The 15,180-nt window shown below is 62.5% G+C and carries 15 protein-coding genes; 11 read left to right on the top strand and 4 right to left on the bottom strand.

Translation table 11 applies throughout. The features are described from left to right. Positions 1-93 precede the first annotated feature (93 nt). A complete protein-coding gene (fabA, locus tag ACFELO_RS14625; protein WP_440958504.1) occupies positions 94-630 on the top strand; it encodes a bifunctional 3-hydroxydecanoyl-ACP dehydratase/trans-2-decenoyl-ACP isomerase in 537 nt (178 codons plus the stop codon). After that, positions 627-1,841 (top strand): beta-ketoacyl-ACP synthase I, encoded by a 1,215-nt coding sequence (gene fabB / locus ACFELO_RS14620; RefSeq protein WP_440958503.1) that lies wholly within the window; start codon positions 627-629, stop codon positions 1,839-1,841. The genes fabA and fabB overlap by 4 nt, the downstream gene beginning before the upstream one ends. 177 nt (positions 1,842-2,018) lie before the next feature. Here fabB and ACFELO_RS14615 read toward each other — a convergent pair whose 3' ends face one another. Further along, on the bottom strand, positions 2,019-2,933 hold the full coding sequence (locus tag ACFELO_RS14615) for a hydrogen peroxide-inducible genes activator (RefSeq protein ID WP_440958502.1): 915 nt from the start codon (positions 2,931-2,933) through the stop codon (positions 2,019-2,021). A 69-nt stretch (positions 2,934-3,002) separates the two neighbouring features. Then, entirely contained in the window at positions 3,003-5,177 is a 2,175-nt protein-coding gene (gene katG, locus ACFELO_RS14610) for a catalase/peroxidase HPI (protein WP_440958501.1), read from the bottom strand. Positions 5,178-5,537: 360 nt separating this feature from the next. Between katG and ACFELO_RS14605 the strand changes: the two genes are divergently transcribed. The 9 genes from ACFELO_RS14605 (at position 5,538) to ACFELO_RS14565 (ending at position 12,546) form a co-directional block, all read left to right on the top strand. After that, positions 5,538-6,083 (top strand): peroxiredoxin, encoded by a 546-nt coding sequence (locus ACFELO_RS14605; protein ID WP_440958500.1) that lies wholly within the window; start codon positions 5,538-5,540, stop codon positions 6,081-6,083. A gap of 199 nt (positions 6,084-6,282) precedes the next feature. After that, complete coding sequence (locus tag ACFELO_RS14600; protein ID WP_440958499.1) at positions 6,283-6,813, top strand: carboxymuconolactone decarboxylase family protein; 531 nt, start codon at positions 6,283-6,285, stop codon at positions 6,811-6,813. 128 nt (positions 6,814-6,941) lie between these two features. Then, positions 6,942-7,247, top strand: coding sequence for a hypothetical protein (locus tag ACFELO_RS14595; protein WP_440958498.1), 306 nt, complete (start codon positions 6,942-6,944; stop codon positions 7,245-7,247). Between the two features lie 97 nt (positions 7,248-7,344). After that, positions 7,345-8,853 (top strand): dicarboxylate/amino acid:cation symporter, encoded by a 1,509-nt coding sequence (locus tag ACFELO_RS14590; protein ID WP_440958497.1) that lies wholly within the window; start codon positions 7,345-7,347, stop codon positions 8,851-8,853. A gap of 6 nt (positions 8,854-8,859) precedes the next feature. Then, complete coding sequence (locus ACFELO_RS14585) at positions 8,860-9,462, top strand: hypothetical protein (protein ID WP_440958496.1); 603 nt, start codon at positions 8,860-8,862, stop codon at positions 9,460-9,462. A gap of 54 nt (positions 9,463-9,516) precedes the next feature. Next, a complete protein-coding gene (locus ACFELO_RS14580) occupies positions 9,517-9,840 on the top strand; it encodes a hypothetical protein (RefSeq protein ID WP_440958495.1) in 324 nt (107 codons plus the stop codon). A gap of 60 nt (positions 9,841-9,900) precedes the next feature. Then, positions 9,901-10,836 carry an EamA family transporter RarD gene (rarD, locus tag ACFELO_RS14575; protein WP_440958494.1) on the top strand — a complete coding sequence of 312 codons (936 nt, stop codon included), beginning with the start codon at positions 9,901-9,903 and terminating at the stop codon, positions 10,834-10,836. A gap of 16 nt (positions 10,837-10,852) precedes the next feature. Then, positions 10,853-11,830 (top strand): alpha/beta fold hydrolase, encoded by a 978-nt coding sequence (locus ACFELO_RS14570; RefSeq protein ID WP_440958493.1) that lies wholly within the window; start codon positions 10,853-10,855, stop codon positions 11,828-11,830. Continuing rightward, a complete protein-coding gene (locus tag ACFELO_RS14565) occupies positions 11,800-12,546 on the top strand; it encodes an NAD-dependent deacylase (protein WP_440958492.1) in 747 nt (248 codons plus the stop codon). Before ACFELO_RS14570 ends, ACFELO_RS14565 begins: the two co-directional genes overlap by 31 nt. Here ACFELO_RS14565 and ftsY read toward each other — a convergent pair. Beyond that, on the bottom strand, positions 12,543-13,868 hold the full coding sequence (ftsY, locus tag ACFELO_RS14560) for a signal recognition particle-docking protein FtsY (RefSeq protein WP_440958491.1): 1,326 nt from the start codon (positions 13,866-13,868) through the stop codon (positions 12,543-12,545). The genes ACFELO_RS14565 and ftsY overlap by 4 nt on opposite strands. Continuing rightward, a complete protein-coding gene (gene mtaB / locus ACFELO_RS14555; protein ID WP_440958490.1) occupies positions 13,865-15,178 on the bottom strand; it encodes a tRNA (N(6)-L-threonylcarbamoyladenosine(37)-C(2))-methylthiotransferase MtaB in 1,314 nt (437 codons plus the stop codon). Before mtaB ends, ftsY begins: the two co-directional genes overlap by 4 nt. Between the last annotated feature and the right edge of the window lie 2 nt (positions 15,179-15,180).

Here is a 15,180-nt window from a genome sequence, read left to right as displayed (position 1 = left end):
GAGCCTGGCGCGGTGCGATCTCCGTGCAGCGCTGGCGCGTTCGCCGCAACTTCCGACCCCGGCTCACTTGGCCGGACCGGCTCGACGGACCCCATGACAGACCAGAAAAACAGCTATGATTACGATGACCTGATCGCCTGCGGCAAAGGCGATCTGTTTGGTCCCGGCAATGCGCAATTGCCGCTGCCCCCCATGCTGATGTTTGATCGCATCACCGAGATCAGCTCCGATGGCGGCGCCTATGGCAAAGGCCATCTGATCGCCGAACTCGATGTGAACCCGGATCTGTGGTTCTTCGAATGCCACTTCAAAGGCGATCCGGTGATGCCGGGCTGTCTGGGCCTGGACGCCATGTGGCAACTGGTGGGCTTCTATCTGGGCTGGACCGGCGCGCCGGGCAAAGGCCGCGCGCTCGGCGTGGGCGAGGTGAAATTCACCGGCCAGATCGAACCGCATGTGAAAAAGGTCCGCTATGTCATTGATCTCAAGCGTGTGATCAATCGTCGCCTTGTGCTCGGCATTGCCGATGGTCACGTAGAGGCGGACGGAACCACGATCTACACCGCCAAGGATATGCGGGTGGGTCTGTTCCAGCCTGAAGCAACCAACAAGGGCGGAGAGCAAGCATGAGGCGTGTCGTCGTCACCGGTATCGGCATTGTTTCATCCATTGGCGATAACGCGCAGGAAGTCGCCGCCAGTCTGAAAGCGGGCAAGTCCGGCGTCATCGCTGCACCCGAATACGCAGAGCTGGGCTTCAAATGCCAGGTGCATGCGCGTCCCAAGGCCGATCCGTCCGAGCATGTGGACAAGCGCGCCTATCGCTTCATGGGCGAAGGCGCGGGCTGGGCGTACATGTCCATGCAGCAGGCCATCGCCGATGCAGGGCTTGAAGACAGCGATGTCTCCAACGAGCGCACCGGCCTGATCGTGGGCACGGGCGGTCCGTCTGTGGAAGCCATCGTGAAAGCCGCCGACATCACCCGCGAAAAGGGGCCCAAGCGCATCGGTCCGTTCGCGGTGCCCAAAGCCATGTGCTCGACGGGCTCGGCGACGCTCGCCACCCCGTTCAAGATCAAGGGCCTGAACTATTCGATCAGCTCGGCCTGCACCACGTCCCTGCACTGCATGGGCGCGGCCGCAGAGCAGATCCAGTGGGGCAAGCAGGACGTGATGTTCGCAGGCGGCGGCGAAGAGCTGCACTGGGCGCTCTCGAACCTGTTTGACGCCATGGGCGCCATGAGTTCGAACTATAACGACACCCCGGCTGTGGCCTCGCGCGCGTTCGACAAGAACCGCGACGGCTTCGTCATCGCCGGCGGCGCCGGCATTGTGGTGCTCGAAGAGTATGAGCGGGCGAAAGCGCGCGGCGCAACTATCTACGCCGAAGTGCTCGGCTATGGCGCGACGTCTGACGGCCACGACATGGTCCAGCCGTCCGGCGAAGGCGCAGCGCGCTGCATGCAGATTGCGCTCAAAGAAGCCAAGGGCCGCAAGATCGACTACATCAACCCGCACGCCACCTCTACGCCTGTGGGCGATGTGAAGGAATCTGAAGGCCTGCGCGCGGTGTTCGGCAAGGATGTCCCGGCCCTGTCGGCGACCAAATCCATGTCCGGCCACTCGCTGGGCGCGGCGGGCGTTCAGGAAGCGATCTACTCGCTGCTGATGATGAAAGAGGGCTTCATCGCCCCCTCCATCAATATCGACGAGATGGATCCTGAACTGGCCGATCTGCCCATCGTCACCGAGACGAAACAGGCCGAGCTCAACACCGTGCTGTCGAACTCCTTCGGCTTTGGCGGCACCAACGGCACCATCATTCTGGGCCGCCCCGACTAGGGTCTGCGCCCGGCGCAAACGAAAACCCCGGCGGAAACGCCGGGGTTTTTTGTTGGATTTGAGTGAAACCCCGGCCAAGCGCAGCGCCGAGCCGGGGCCTCCATCAGGATAAGGCGCTTTATGCGGAACAAGGTCCCGGGTCTTCGCTTTGCTCGCCCGGGAATTCAGCGCCTCCCCCTACCCCTTCAGCGCCTCTCGCACCGCATCGGCCAGCATGCGCGCTTCGTGTTCGCGGGCGCTGCCCTTGCGCCAGGCGACGCCGATTTCCCGGCCAGCCACAGGCGGATCAAACGGGCGGATGGCCAGATCAAGCCGGTCCGCCAGCCCCGCATCAATGGCGAGTTTGGGCAGCAGCGTCGCGCCGAGCCCCGATTTCACCATCTGCACCAGCGTGTGCAGCGAGGTGGCGGCGAAGTCCGATCGGGCGTCATTGGTGTCAGGCCTGCTGGCTGAACACACCGACAGGGCGTGGTCGCGCAGGCAATGACCATCCTCGAGCAGCAAGAGCGGCTCATCGGCCAGCATGGCCGGACTGAGCTTGTCCACCTTGGCGAGCGGATGGTCCGGGGTCGCCGCGAACAGGAACTCGTCTTCCAGAAGCCCCGTCGTCTCGATCCCCGGCGCGTCATAGGGAAGGGCGATCAGGGCCGCATCCAGACGCCGATCCTTGAGCGCCTCCACAAGGCGATGGGTCAGATCCTCGCGCAGGAACAATTCCAGCTTGGGATACTGCTCGCGCAGGCTGGGCAGGGCTTTGGGCAGCAAGAAGGGCGCAATGGTGGGGATGACCCCCAACCGGAACGGGCCGGACAAGGGCTCGCCCGCCGCCCGCGCCATATGCACCAGATCCTCGGCCTCGGTCAGCACGATCCGCGCCCGCGACACGGCGGCTTCGCCAGCCGGCGTCAGGGCGGCGCCCCGGGCGCCGCGCTCCACCAGCGTCGCGCCCAGTATCGTCTCCAGCTCCTTGATCCCGGCGGACAGGGTGGGCTGGGTGACATGGGCGGCTTCGGCGGCGCGAGAGAACGAGCCGTGCTCGGCCAGGGCCAGAAGAAAGGTGAGTTGTCGAAGCGTGGGCAGATGGCTGCTCATTCGGCGTCCTGATCGGCTGGGGTCAGTCATGAAGGAGCGCCCCTGAAACAGGAGCGCTCCCTTACTGGTCTAGTTCAGATCGAACCGGTCATTATTCATGACCTTGGTCCAGGCGGCGACGAAGTCCTTGACGAACTTCTCTTTATTGTCGTCCTGGGCATAGACCTCGGCATAGGCGCGCAGGATGGAGTTCGAGCCGAACACCAGATCGGCGCTCGTCGCACTCCACTTCACGGCGCCGGTCTTGCGGTCACGCACTTCATAGAGCCCGTTCTCAACCGGATGCCAGCTATTGGCCATGTCGGTGAGATTGACGAAGAAGTCTGTGGTCAGCTGTCCGACGCGGTCGGTGAAGACGCCATGGGACGATCCGTTGTGATTGACGCCCAGCACGCGCAGGCCGCCCACAAGCACCGTCATCTCATGCGCCGTCAGGCCCAGAAGCTGGGCGCGATCAAGCATCAATTCCTCGGCGCTGACCGCATAGCGCTCTTTCATCCAGTTGCGGAAGCCATCCGCCAGCGGTTCGAGCGGCTCAAAGGAGTCCGCATCGGTCTGCGCGGCGGTTGCATCGCCGCGACCGGGCGCGAAGGGCACAGCCACATCAGAGCCGGCTTTGGCGATGGCGTCTTCCAGACCCACAACGCCGCCCAGCACGATGACATCAGCGACTGACGCGCCGGTCTCCTCGGCAATGGGTTCGAGCACGGTCAGCACGCGATGCAGACGCAGCGGCTCATTGCCCTCCCAGTCCTTCTGGGGCGCAAGCCGGATGCGCGCGCCATTGGCGCCGCCGCGCTTGTCAGAGCCGCGATAGGTGCGGGCGCTGTCCCAGGCGGTGGCGATCAGCTCGGCCGGGGTCAGATCGCTGTTGCGGATTTTCGCTTTCACCGCATCCACATCATACCCGGTCGGGCCTGCCGGGATCGGGTCTTGCCAGATCAAATCCTCGGACGGCACGAAGGGGCCGACATAATTGGCCTTGGGGCCCATATCGCGGTGGGTGAGCTTGAACCAGGCCCGCGCGAACGTGTCCGCAAAGTATTGCGGGTCCTTGCGGAATTTCTGGCAGATCGCGTTGTAGGTCGGGTCCATCTTCATCGCCATGTCCGCATCGGTCATGATGGGGTTGTGGCGAATGGACGGATCGGTGGCGTCCACCGGCTTGTGGTCCTCGGGCATGTTGACCGGCTCCCACTGCCAGGCGCCGGCGGGGGACTTCTTCAGCTCCCACTCATAGCCGAACAGATAGTCAAAATAGCCCATGTCCCACTGGGTGGGATGCTGGGTCCAGGCCCCCTCAATGCCGGAGGTGAAGGCGTTGGTCGCCTTGCCCTCATGACCGGGATTGGCCCAGCCAAAGCCCTGGGAGTCCACACCACAGCCTTCCGGCTCCGCGCCGATCTTGTCCACGGCGCCCTTGCCATGGGCCTTGCCCACAGTGTGGCCGCCGCAAGTGAGGGCTGCGGTTTCCTCGTCATCCATCGCCATGCGCTTGAAGGTTTCGCGCACCTGGGCGGCGGTCTTTAACGGATCAGGATTGCCGTTCACGCCCTCGGGATTGACATAGATCAGGCCCATATGGGTCGCCGCCAGAGGGTTTTCGAGCGTGGAGGCGTCCTCAAGATCGCCATAGCGTTCTTCGGACTTGGCCAGCCATTCCGCTTCCGAACCCCAGTAGACATCGGTCTCGGGACCCCAGATATCCTCGCGGCCAAAGCCGAAGCCAAAGGTCTCCAGCCCCATATCCTCATAGGCCACAGTGCCCGACAGGATAATGAGATCGGCCCAGCTGAGCTTGTTGCCGTACTTTTTCTTCACCGGCCATAACAGGCGACGCGCCTTGTCCAGGCTGGCGTTATCGGGCCAGGAGTTGAGCGGGGCGAAGCGGATATTGCCCGCACCGCCGCCGCCGCGGCCATCCGCAAGGCGATAGGAACCGGCCGAGTGCCAGGCGAGCCGGATCATCAGGCCGCCATAATGGCCCCAATCCGCCGGCCACCAGTCCTGGCTGTCATGCAGCAGGGCTTTGACGTCGGCTTTCACCGCCTCGAAGTCGAGGGACTTCACCGCCGCCTTGTAATCAAAGTCGGGGTCCATCGGATTGGTGCGTGCGCCGCGCTGATGGAGAATGTCGAGATTGAGCGCGTTGGGCCACCATTTGGTGACCGGCTTGTCCATTGCGGTATTGCCGCCGTGGTGAAAGGGGCAGCCGCCTGAAGCCGTCTTATCGTGTCCGTCCATGGTCATGTCCTCCCGGATCAGAACGTCTAGATGGCAATCAGGATGACGCGAGGCCCATACATTTATCAAATCGATTTATTCAGGGGCGCCCATAGAGTGAGCCGATACACCGGATTTGGCGCCTCCCGGATGGGGATCAAGGCCCCGTTGCAGTCGGCTTTTCTGGTGCGGCAATGATCCATCTTACTGTTTTATATCGGCTTTAATCCCTTAAATTGGCATATTGATAAATCCTATGGGAGCAACAGGAACAATCCATTGGATTTATCGATAGCTCGGGGGCATATCCATCGACGTCGAAGGGCGGCCCCTCAACAACCGCCCTCACCAGAACATTCAAACCTGCCAGGAGAGACACACATGCTGGGTATTGGCGACAAGCTCCCCGAATTTGAAGTCGTCGGCGTCAAGCCGAAATTCAATCAGCACGAAGAAAACGGCGAGTCCGCTTTCGAGCCGGTGACCCATGAGTCCTTCGCGGGCAAATGGAAAGTCATCGTCTTCTATCCGAAGGACTTCACCTTCGTCTGCCCGACCGAGATCGTGGCCTTCGCGAACCTCGAAGACGAGTTCTCCGATCGTGACGCCGTCGTGATGACCGGCTCTGTGGACAACGAGTTCTGCAAGCTGGCCTGGCGCCGCGAGCACCCGGACCTGAAGAGCCTGAACCAGTGGCAGTTCGCTGACACCACCGGCTCCCTGGTCGATGGCCTGGGCGTGCGCTCCCCCGAGGGCGTGGCCTACCGCTACACCTACATCGTCGATCCGGATGGCGTCATCCAGCACGTCTACGCGACCAACCTCAATGTTGGCCGCAACCCGGAAGACACCCTGCGCGTCCTCGACGCCCTTCAGACCGACGAACTGTGCCCGTGCAACCGTCAGGCTGGCGGCGACACGCTCTAGGTCGAACGCACCCGAACCGGGCGGCCCTTCGGGGCCGTCCGGCGACGGCCCGCCCCGCTGTGTTCATGGTCCGCCATGAGCAAAGCCGGACCGGCCGCCCAATGTCCCCCGCCCGCACCCATCCCCCCATCTGGAGACGGGCGATCCTGCCCTGCCGGACGGCCGGTCCAAACCCGACAGAAGAATGAAAGGACGCGCCATGAGCCTTGACGCCCTGAAGAACCGCCTTCCCGAACACGCCAAGGACATCAAGCTGAACCTCAGCTCCCTGGCCCGCGAAACCGTTCTGGACGACCAGAAGAAATATGGCGTCTTCCTCGCCTCCGCCTACGCCGTCGGCGAGCGCGAAACGCTCAACGACATTGTCGCCGAGGTCGGGGACAAGCTGTCCCCCGAAGCGGTGAACGCCGCCAAGGCCGCCGCCTCGATCATGGGCATGAACAATGTCTACTACCGCTTCAATCACCTGGTTTCCGCCAGCGATTACAAAACCATGCCGGCCAAGTTGCGCATGAACGTGATCGGCAATCCGGGCGTGGACAAGGCTGATTTCGAGCTGTGGTCCCTGGCCGTCTCCGCCATCAATGGCTGCGGCATGTGCATCGATTCCCATGAGCACGAGCTGCGCAAGGCGGGTCTGACCACCGAACAGATCCAGGCCGCTGTCCGCATCGCCTCCGTGGTGAACGCGGCCGCCGCGACGATCCGCGCCGAAGCCGCGCTCGGCTAAACCCGGATCTCACGATCTCTCCTGAGCCCGCCGGGCGGTCAGACACGGCCGCTCAGGCGGGTTTTTTTGTGCAGGGCCTGACGAAACGTCATTTTGACAGGGTTTCAACAAGTCCGTATCCTGAAAAAATGTCCTATCAGCCCGATCAATCCGAAACGGCCCGCCGGGAGCGGGATTCAGGCTCGGTGAACCGGGCCTGGCGCTGGTTTTCCGAAGCCACGATCCGCATGGCGGAAAGCTATCGCGATCTCAGCTGGCGTGTCGTGGCCGGACATGTGGTCATGGCGAGCGTGCTGGTGATCCTGTCGCGGCTCAATCCGGCCCTGCCCACCGCGCCCTGGATGCTCATCATTGGCGTAGTCTGGCTGGTCTATGGCGTGCGCATGGGCGTGCTCAAAGCCGTCGGTCAGGCGACCCGCCAGTCTGAAACGTGATTGATATCTGATAACCCTACGGCGTCAGATCGTTGACCTCCTCGCATCCGGGCTTAGGCTGGCGCGATTGTTATGACAGCCACCGGGGAGGGGCTTCATGAGAGGTTGGTTCAAGATCGCGCTGTGGCAGCGCGTGCTCGGCGCGCTCGTGGTCGGCGTCATTTTCGGCGCTGTACTGTCCAATGTCTTCACACATTTGAATTGGTCAGTAACGAACGAGTCTGGTGAAGTCCTGGTCGCTTATACGAGCGAGCAACTCCCCACACTCATAATTGACGGCGATGGCGAGCCCTTATCTGTTAACGACGGCCCTCCTTGGGTTGACGGGAACGGGGCCAACTATCCTGAAGCTACAGTTTATCCGCTTACAGGTTCGAAAGCTGCCGCTTACCGAATCCAACAAAGCATTGGCTGGGTCGGAAAATCGTTCATTCAGCTCATCAAGATGCTGATCGTTCCCCTGATCCTTACGACGCTCATCTCTGGTGTCGTCGCGATGGGCGACCCGAAGAAACTCGGATCTATCGGTCTAAAAACTTTCGCCCTGTATTTTGGGACAACATTCTTCGCAAACATCATCGGCATCATTTTTGGCCTGGTGTTCCGTCCCGGCGAAGGGATGGCTGAAACCTTCAATCCAACGAACGCCGTACCGCCATCTACGGATGCGCCATCAATCGCCGAACGTTTGGTCGCGATCATACCCGAAAATCCCGTTGCGGCCTTAGCTGACGGCGATGTGCTCGCGATCATCTTCTTCGCCGTGCTTCTGGGCGTCGGCATCCTGATGGCGGGCCGTGACGGCAAGCTGGTGGGGGATTTCTTCACCCAGGCTGCCAATGTGGTCCTGAAAGTCACCCATCTGGTGATGGAAGTGGCGCCGTTTGGTGTGTTTGCGCTGATCAGCTTCACGGTCGCGATGCAGGGCCTAGAAGCCCTGGCCGCCATCGCCGTGCTGATCGTAGCGGTCTATCTGGGTCTTCTGACCCATGCTGTGGTCGTCTACGGGGTCTTTATCCGCTTCGTACTCGGCCTGCCGGTGATGAACTTCCTGCGCGGTATGCTGGACGCCATCGCTGTGGCCTATTCCACCGCCTCCTCCAGCGCCACCTTGCCGGTGACCATCGCCAACGCCACCGAAAACCTCGGCGTCAAACGCTCCATTGCCGGTTCAGTGCTGCCGCTGGGCGCCACCATCAACATGGACGGCACGGCGCTTTACCTTGGCATTCTGGCGCTCTTCACGGCTCAGGCCTTCGGCTATGACCTGACATTGGCGAACTATTTCCTGATCGCCTTCACCGCCGCCATCGTCTCGATCGGCGCGGCCGGCATTCCTTCGGCCTCACTCTTCCTGCTCGCCATCGTGCTCAATACCTTCGATGTCAGCCCTGAACACGTTGCGATCATTGTCGGCGTCATCCTGCCCGTGGACCGGATCATGGACATGGCCCGCACCGCGCTGAACGTCACCGGCGACGCCACCGTGGCGACGGCCGTGGCCAAATGGGAAGGCGAGCTGGATGAAGACTGCTATCGCCATCCCGCCGACCAGCCCTATGAGCCGAAAACCACGCCGGACGTGGCCGACGCTGACCGGGACTAGGCCGGGATGCGCTCAAGCCGCATCCGTCTGATCGAGATCATCGTGGCGGTCGCCGTCACGATCATCTCGGTCGCCTCCCTGTTTGTGGCGGTCTATCAGGGCGTGGTGATGCAGCGTCAGCTGGAAGCCAGCGTGCTGCCCATCCCCACGGTCTCCCACGGCAATTACGACAGCGGTGAAGAGGTCCACCGGCTGAGCTATTACATCGGCAATCGCGGCCTTGGTCCGGTCGATATCCGCTGGGTGCACTTCATCCATGAGGGCGAGACATATCGGGGTCCCATCCCCTATTTTGCCAGCCTGGTCGAAGGGTATGACGACGATCCCGAGGGACGGGTAGAGGCTTTCCTACAGATCTTTGAAGACAATCAGGTACTGACCAATACCGTCGCCCCGCAATTGCTGGCGCCCGATGATGAGGCTGGCTTCATCCACTTCACCCGGCCCGCTGAAGACTCGCCTGATCGCGCCTATTGGGAGCGCCTCAACGCCGCCCGCTGGGAAACCGAAGTGCAGGTCTGCTATTGCTCGGTCTTTGACCAATGCTGGATCGGACGCTTCCCGCAAAACCACCGCGAACGCGTGAACAGCTGCGAAGTGGACGGGTAATCCAAACCGCCCATCCTCCCGTATGTCCTTGTGAGGCCCTCACAGGAGCGGGACATGACAGCGAGTTTCCGGATCATCGCAGCCCTCGGCGCTATCGCCCTCGCACTCGCCATTGTCTGGGCGGGGATGACCGCCGGGCAGTCGCTGAGCGAGGCTGTGGGTTGGCTCGTCTCCGAGCCCTGGGGCGTGGTCAGCCTGATTGATCTGTATCTCGGCTTTGTGCTGCTCGCGATCCTGATCTGGGTGTTTGAGCCGAGCAAGCTGATCGCGCTGGTGTTCATCCTGCCCCTGCCGGTGCTTGGAAATGTCTGGAGCGCGGTCTGGCTGGCCTGGCGGCTGGGCCGGGTCATCGCATCAAGAGCACCCGCACGCGAATAAATCATGACACGCGCAGCGGTGTGAGATGACACGGAGGCAGGCGGCGCCTAAATGGCCTGCATGAGCCAGCTCCCCCCGCCTGTTTCCGACCGTCTTGACCCCAAACAGGCTGCGCTCGCCGCCTTTTCGGGCTATTTCATCTGGGGCCTGTCGCCGATCTTCTACAAGTTCCTGGCGTTCGCGAACCCGACCGAGATCGTGCTGCAACGGGTGGTCTGGTCCGCGCCCATCTTGCTGGCGATCCTGTATCTCAGCCGCCGGCTGGGCCCGGCGCTGGCCGTGCTCAATGACCGCAAGACGCTGTTATTGCTGGTCTGCACCTCGCTCCTGATCGGGGCGAACTGGTGGGTCTATATCTTCTCGGTCAACTCAGGCCACGTGCTGGAAGCCTCGCTGGGCTATTACATCAACCCGCTGATGAATGTGGCGGTGGGCGTATTCGTCGCCCATGAGCGCTTCTCAAAGCTGCGCGCCATCGCCATTGGGCTCGCGGTGCTGGGGGTGATCAACCAGATCGTCACCGTGGGCCATCTGCCCATTCTGGCCCTGTTCATGGCCGGCTCCTTCACCGCCTATGGCTATGTGCGCAAGACCATTCAGGTGGATGCCCGTGTCGGCCTGTTCTGGGAGACGCTGATCATGGCGATCCCCTCGATCGTCGTGCTCACCGTGTTTGAAATTCAGGGCGGTGAGCAGGCGGGCCATTTCTTCAATGGTCCGAGCGAGGCCTTCCTGCTGATGATGACAGGGCCCATGACCGTGGTCCCGCTTCTGCTCTTCCTCTCCGGCGCGCGGGGGTTGAGCTTTGCGATCATCGGCGTGTTGCAGTTCGTCGCCCCTACCCTGCAGTTCATCGTCGGGCTGGCTTATGGCGAACCCTTCAGCCTGGCGTACCTCGCCACCTTCATTTTCATCTGGTCAGGGCTGGCGGTGTTCGTGGTCGAGCTTCTACACTTCGAGCGACAACAAAAACGGGCGGGCAAACGACCCGCCTGACGCTTCGGAGGACACCATGACTCACCCGCCCATGCCGCCCGCTCAAAGGATCAATGTGGGCGAGGTGAGCCTGTCGGTGCATCTCGCTGGCCCTGAAGACGGCGTGCCTGTGCTCTTGATGCATGGCTGGCCGGAGCTAGCGCTGAGCTGGGCGCAGCAGATCGAGGATCTGGCCAACGCCGGTTACCGGGTGATCGCGGCGGACAATCGCGGCTTCGGCGCTTCGGACGCGCCCTATCCGGTCGAGGCCTATGGCGTGGATCATCTGGTGGGCGACTTCACCGGATTGCTCGACGCGCTCGGCATCGAGAAAGCGGTCTGGGTCGGCCATGACTGGGGCGGCATATTGATGTGGCACGCCGCCTGCCTGGTTCCGGAGCGCTTTCTGGGCGCGATCGGGGTGAACACCCCGCACCTGCCGCGCGGCTCGGTTCCGCCCACCGAGGTGTTCCGCGAACGCGGCGGCGAGGATCATTACATCATCGCTTTTCAGGACGAGGCGATGGATGACTTCTACAAGGGCCGGGAAGAGGACTTCTTCGCCTTCACCTTCGCGGGTCCGCCGCCCAGCGCCGACCTCGACAAGCTGCCCGATTCCATCACCCATCTGCCCAAGCGCTTTGAGAAATTCGTCGAACGCGGCGGGCTGAAGAGCGAGGATGATTGCGTGGTCCCACCCGAAATCCGCAAGGTCTACGCCGAGACCTATGCCAAGACCGGCTTTCGCACCGGGATGAACTGGTATCGCAATTTTGATGCGAACTGGGAGCGGCTGGGCGGGGTCGATCACCGGCTCTCCATGCCGTGCCAGATGATCTCCACCGAGTGTGATTACATGCTGCCGCCCAAGCTGGCGGGCTGGATGCCGATCCTGTGCAAGGATCTCGACATGAATGTGATCGAGGAGATCGGCCATTGGACCCAGTATGAAGCGCCCGCCGAGCTGTCCGAACTGATGCTGGGATGGCTTCAGACCCGCTTTCCCAACGGCTGATCCCGATGGCGCGGTATGAGAACATCGTCATTCTGACCGGGGCGGGCGTGTCGGCGGAATCCGGGCTGGGCACCTTCCGCGATGAAGGCGGGCTGTGGGCGAAGTTTGATCCCATGAAGCTCGCCACGCCCGAAGCGTTCGAGGCGGATCCCGACACCGTGCTGGGGTTCTACAACGCCCGCCGGGCGAACCTGTCGAACGCCAAAGCGAATGCCGCCCATTTCGCCCTGGCCGAGCTGGAACAGAACTGGCTGCTCGATGGCCGGGCGAACGCTCTGCTGGTCACCCAGAATATCGACGATCTGCATGAACAGGCGGGGTCGGTGAACCTGCTGCACATGCATGGCGAATTGCTCAAAACCCGCTGCACCCGGTGCGGGCATCTGTTCTTTGATCGTGAGGACATGACCCGCACCCGCCCCTGTCCGGGGTGCGGGAAGCCGGGCGGGTTGCGCCCGCATGTGGTCTGGTTCGGGGAAATGCCGCTGGGGCTCGATCAGATCTACCAAAGCCTTGAACGTTGTGATCTCTTCGTCGCCATCGGCACCTCAGGCACGGTCTACCCTGCTGCGGGTTTTGTCTCCGAGGCCCGCCGCTGCGGCGCCCATACGGCCGAGCTGACACTGGAGCCGGGCGAGATCAGTGATCTGTTTGAAGAGCACCATTACGGCCCGGCCACCGAAGTCGTGCCGGAGTGGGTAAAGACGCTGGGTTAGCCCTCAAGCCCTGCCAGCGCGCGAGCGAACTCTTTCGCCTTGAAGGCCTGCAAATCCGCTTCGCCTTCGCCCACGCCGATGAAGTGGATGGGCAGCTTGAAGCGTTCAGCGACCTGCACCAGCGCGCCGCCTTTCGCCGTGCCATCCAGCTTGGTCATGATGACGCCGGTGACATTGGCGGTCTCCATGAAGGCCTCGGCCTGGGAAATCGCGTTCGAGCCCACCGTGCCATCGAGCACCAGCAGCACATGATGCGGCGCGGTGTCGTCGATCTTCCGGATCACCCGGATGATCTTGCGAAGCTCATCCATCAGCTCGGCCTTGTTCTGCAACCGGCCGGCGGTGTCGATCAGCACGGCATCAGATTGCTCGCTGCGCCCTTGCTGGATGGCGTCAAAGGCAAGGCCCGCCGCATCCGCGCCCAGCTCCCGCGACAGGAATTTCGCGCCCGCGCGTTCGGACCAGACCTGAAGCTGCTCGACGGCGGCGGCGCGGAAGGTATCGCCCGCCGCCGTAATCACATCCGCGCCTTCGCGCGTCATCTTCACGGCGATCTTGCCCAGCGTCGTGGTCTTGCCCGAGCCGTTCACGCCCACAAACACCACCACACTCGGCGTCGCCCCGGTCATATCGAGCGGTTGCTCATAGGGCTGCAGGGTTTCAGCCACCACATCGGCCAGCGCTTCGCGGATCTCAAGATCGCTGACATCCTTGTCAAAGCGGTCTTTCGCAAGACGCGCCACGACCTTGGCGGCGGTGGGCGCGCCGATATCGGCGGCGATCAGCAATTCCTCAAGCTCGTCCAGCGCCTCCTGATCGAGCTTGCGTTGGGTGAAGAGCGAGCTGAGCCCGTCGCTGAGCTTTGAGGAGGATTTCTTCAGACCCGCGGCGAGGCGGGCGAAGAAGCCCTTCTTCTCTTCCACGGGTTCCAAGACCGGTTCGGGCTCAGCTTCTGTGGCAAGCTCGGCTTCTTCCGTATACGGAACAACGGGTTCAGGTGTCGCGAGGGTCTCCGCCAATGCCTCGAGACCACTTGCCTGAGCAGGCGTTTCAGCAATTTCATCCGGGTTCGGAGCTTCGTCTTCGGCAACCGCTTCCGCTTGCTCTTCCAGCTCCGGTTCCGGGTCAACCGGGGCCGGAGCGGGTTCGGCCGGTCGCGGCGCCTCAAGGCTTTCGGGCGCTTTTTCGACTTCGGCGATAACCGCGGATTCAACGGGCGCTTCAGATTCGATCTCAGCCTCGGGCGCCTCAAGCGCCGGAGCTTCGGACGAGGCGTCGTCCTTTTGCTTTTTCTTGCCGAAACCGAATTTGAACCAGCTCACCGGGCAGCCTCCAGCGGTGTTGCGAACAGGGCTTTCTCGTCATGCCCGGTGATCATCGCCCGGACAAGCGCGCCGGGACGGGCGCCCGATTTCATCCGGACAGGCGTGAAGTCATCGGCGCGGGCGAAGCCGGGCTTCTCGACCAGCACCGTCATCTCATGGCCAACGCGCGAGGCGAGATGGCGTTGCAGCGCCTCATGCGATTTGGCGCGCAGACGGGCGGCGCGCTCTTTCACCACTTCGCGGTCCACTTGCGGCATGCGCGCGGCGGGCGTGCCGGGGCGGGGCGAGTAGGGGAAGACATGGACGAAGGCGAGATCACACTCATCCACCAGCCGCAGCGAGTTCTCGAACATCTCTTCGGTCTCGGTGGGGAAGCCTGCAATCAGGTCCGCGCCAAAGGCGATGTCCGGGCGCACGGCGCGCAAGCGTTTGGCCAGCGCAATCGCGTCATCGCGGGAATGGCGACGCTTCATGCGCTTGAGGATCATGTCATCGCCCGCCTGAAGCGACAGGTGCATGTAGGGGCAGAGCCGCTCTTCCTCGGCGATGGCGCGGAACAAATCCTCGTCAATCTCGATCGCGTCAATCGAGGACAGGCGCAAACGCTGCAGATCGGGAACCTGCTTGAGGATGGCGCGCACCAAACGGCCGAGCTTGGGCGTACCCGGCAGGTCCTGCCCCCAGCTTGTCATGTCCACGCCCGTCAGCACCACTTCGGAATGGCCGGTCTCCACAAGGCGTTTGACCTGATCGACCACCTCGCCAGCAGGGGCGGAGCGTGCATTGCCGCGGCCATAGGGGATGATGCAGAAGGTGCAGCGGTGATCGCACCCGGTTTGCACCTGCACATAGGCGCGGGCGCGGCCATCAAGGCCATCCACCAGATGACTGGCGATCTCGCTGACCGCCATGATGTCATCCACCTTCACCTTGTCGCCGCCGCCAATGACGGTGGATTTAAAGGTTTCCGGGCGCAGCTTCTCGGCATTGCCGATCACCTGATCCACCTCGGCCATTTTCGCGAATTGCTCGGGGTCGATCTGGGCGGCGCAGCCGGTGACGATCATGCGCGCATCGGGCCGCTCGCGCTTCATCCGGCGAATGGTCTGGCGCGCCTGACGCACGGCCTCATTAGTCACCGCGCAGGTATTGATGATCACCGCATCTTCCAGCCCGCCCGCGCGCGCATGATCGCGCATCACCTCGGACTCCCAGGCATTCAGCCGGCAGCCAAAGGTGACGATCTCCACATCGCGCCCCTCTGAAGTCTCAGGGGACGGGGCCGGGTTTTCCACAGGTGTGCTCATGG

The organism is Oceanicaulis sp. LC35, assembly GCF_052055585.1.
Lineage (GTDB): Bacteria > Pseudomonadota > Alphaproteobacteria > Caulobacterales > Maricaulaceae > Oceanicaulis.
This window is presented reverse-complemented; position numbering and strand designations above follow the sequence as displayed.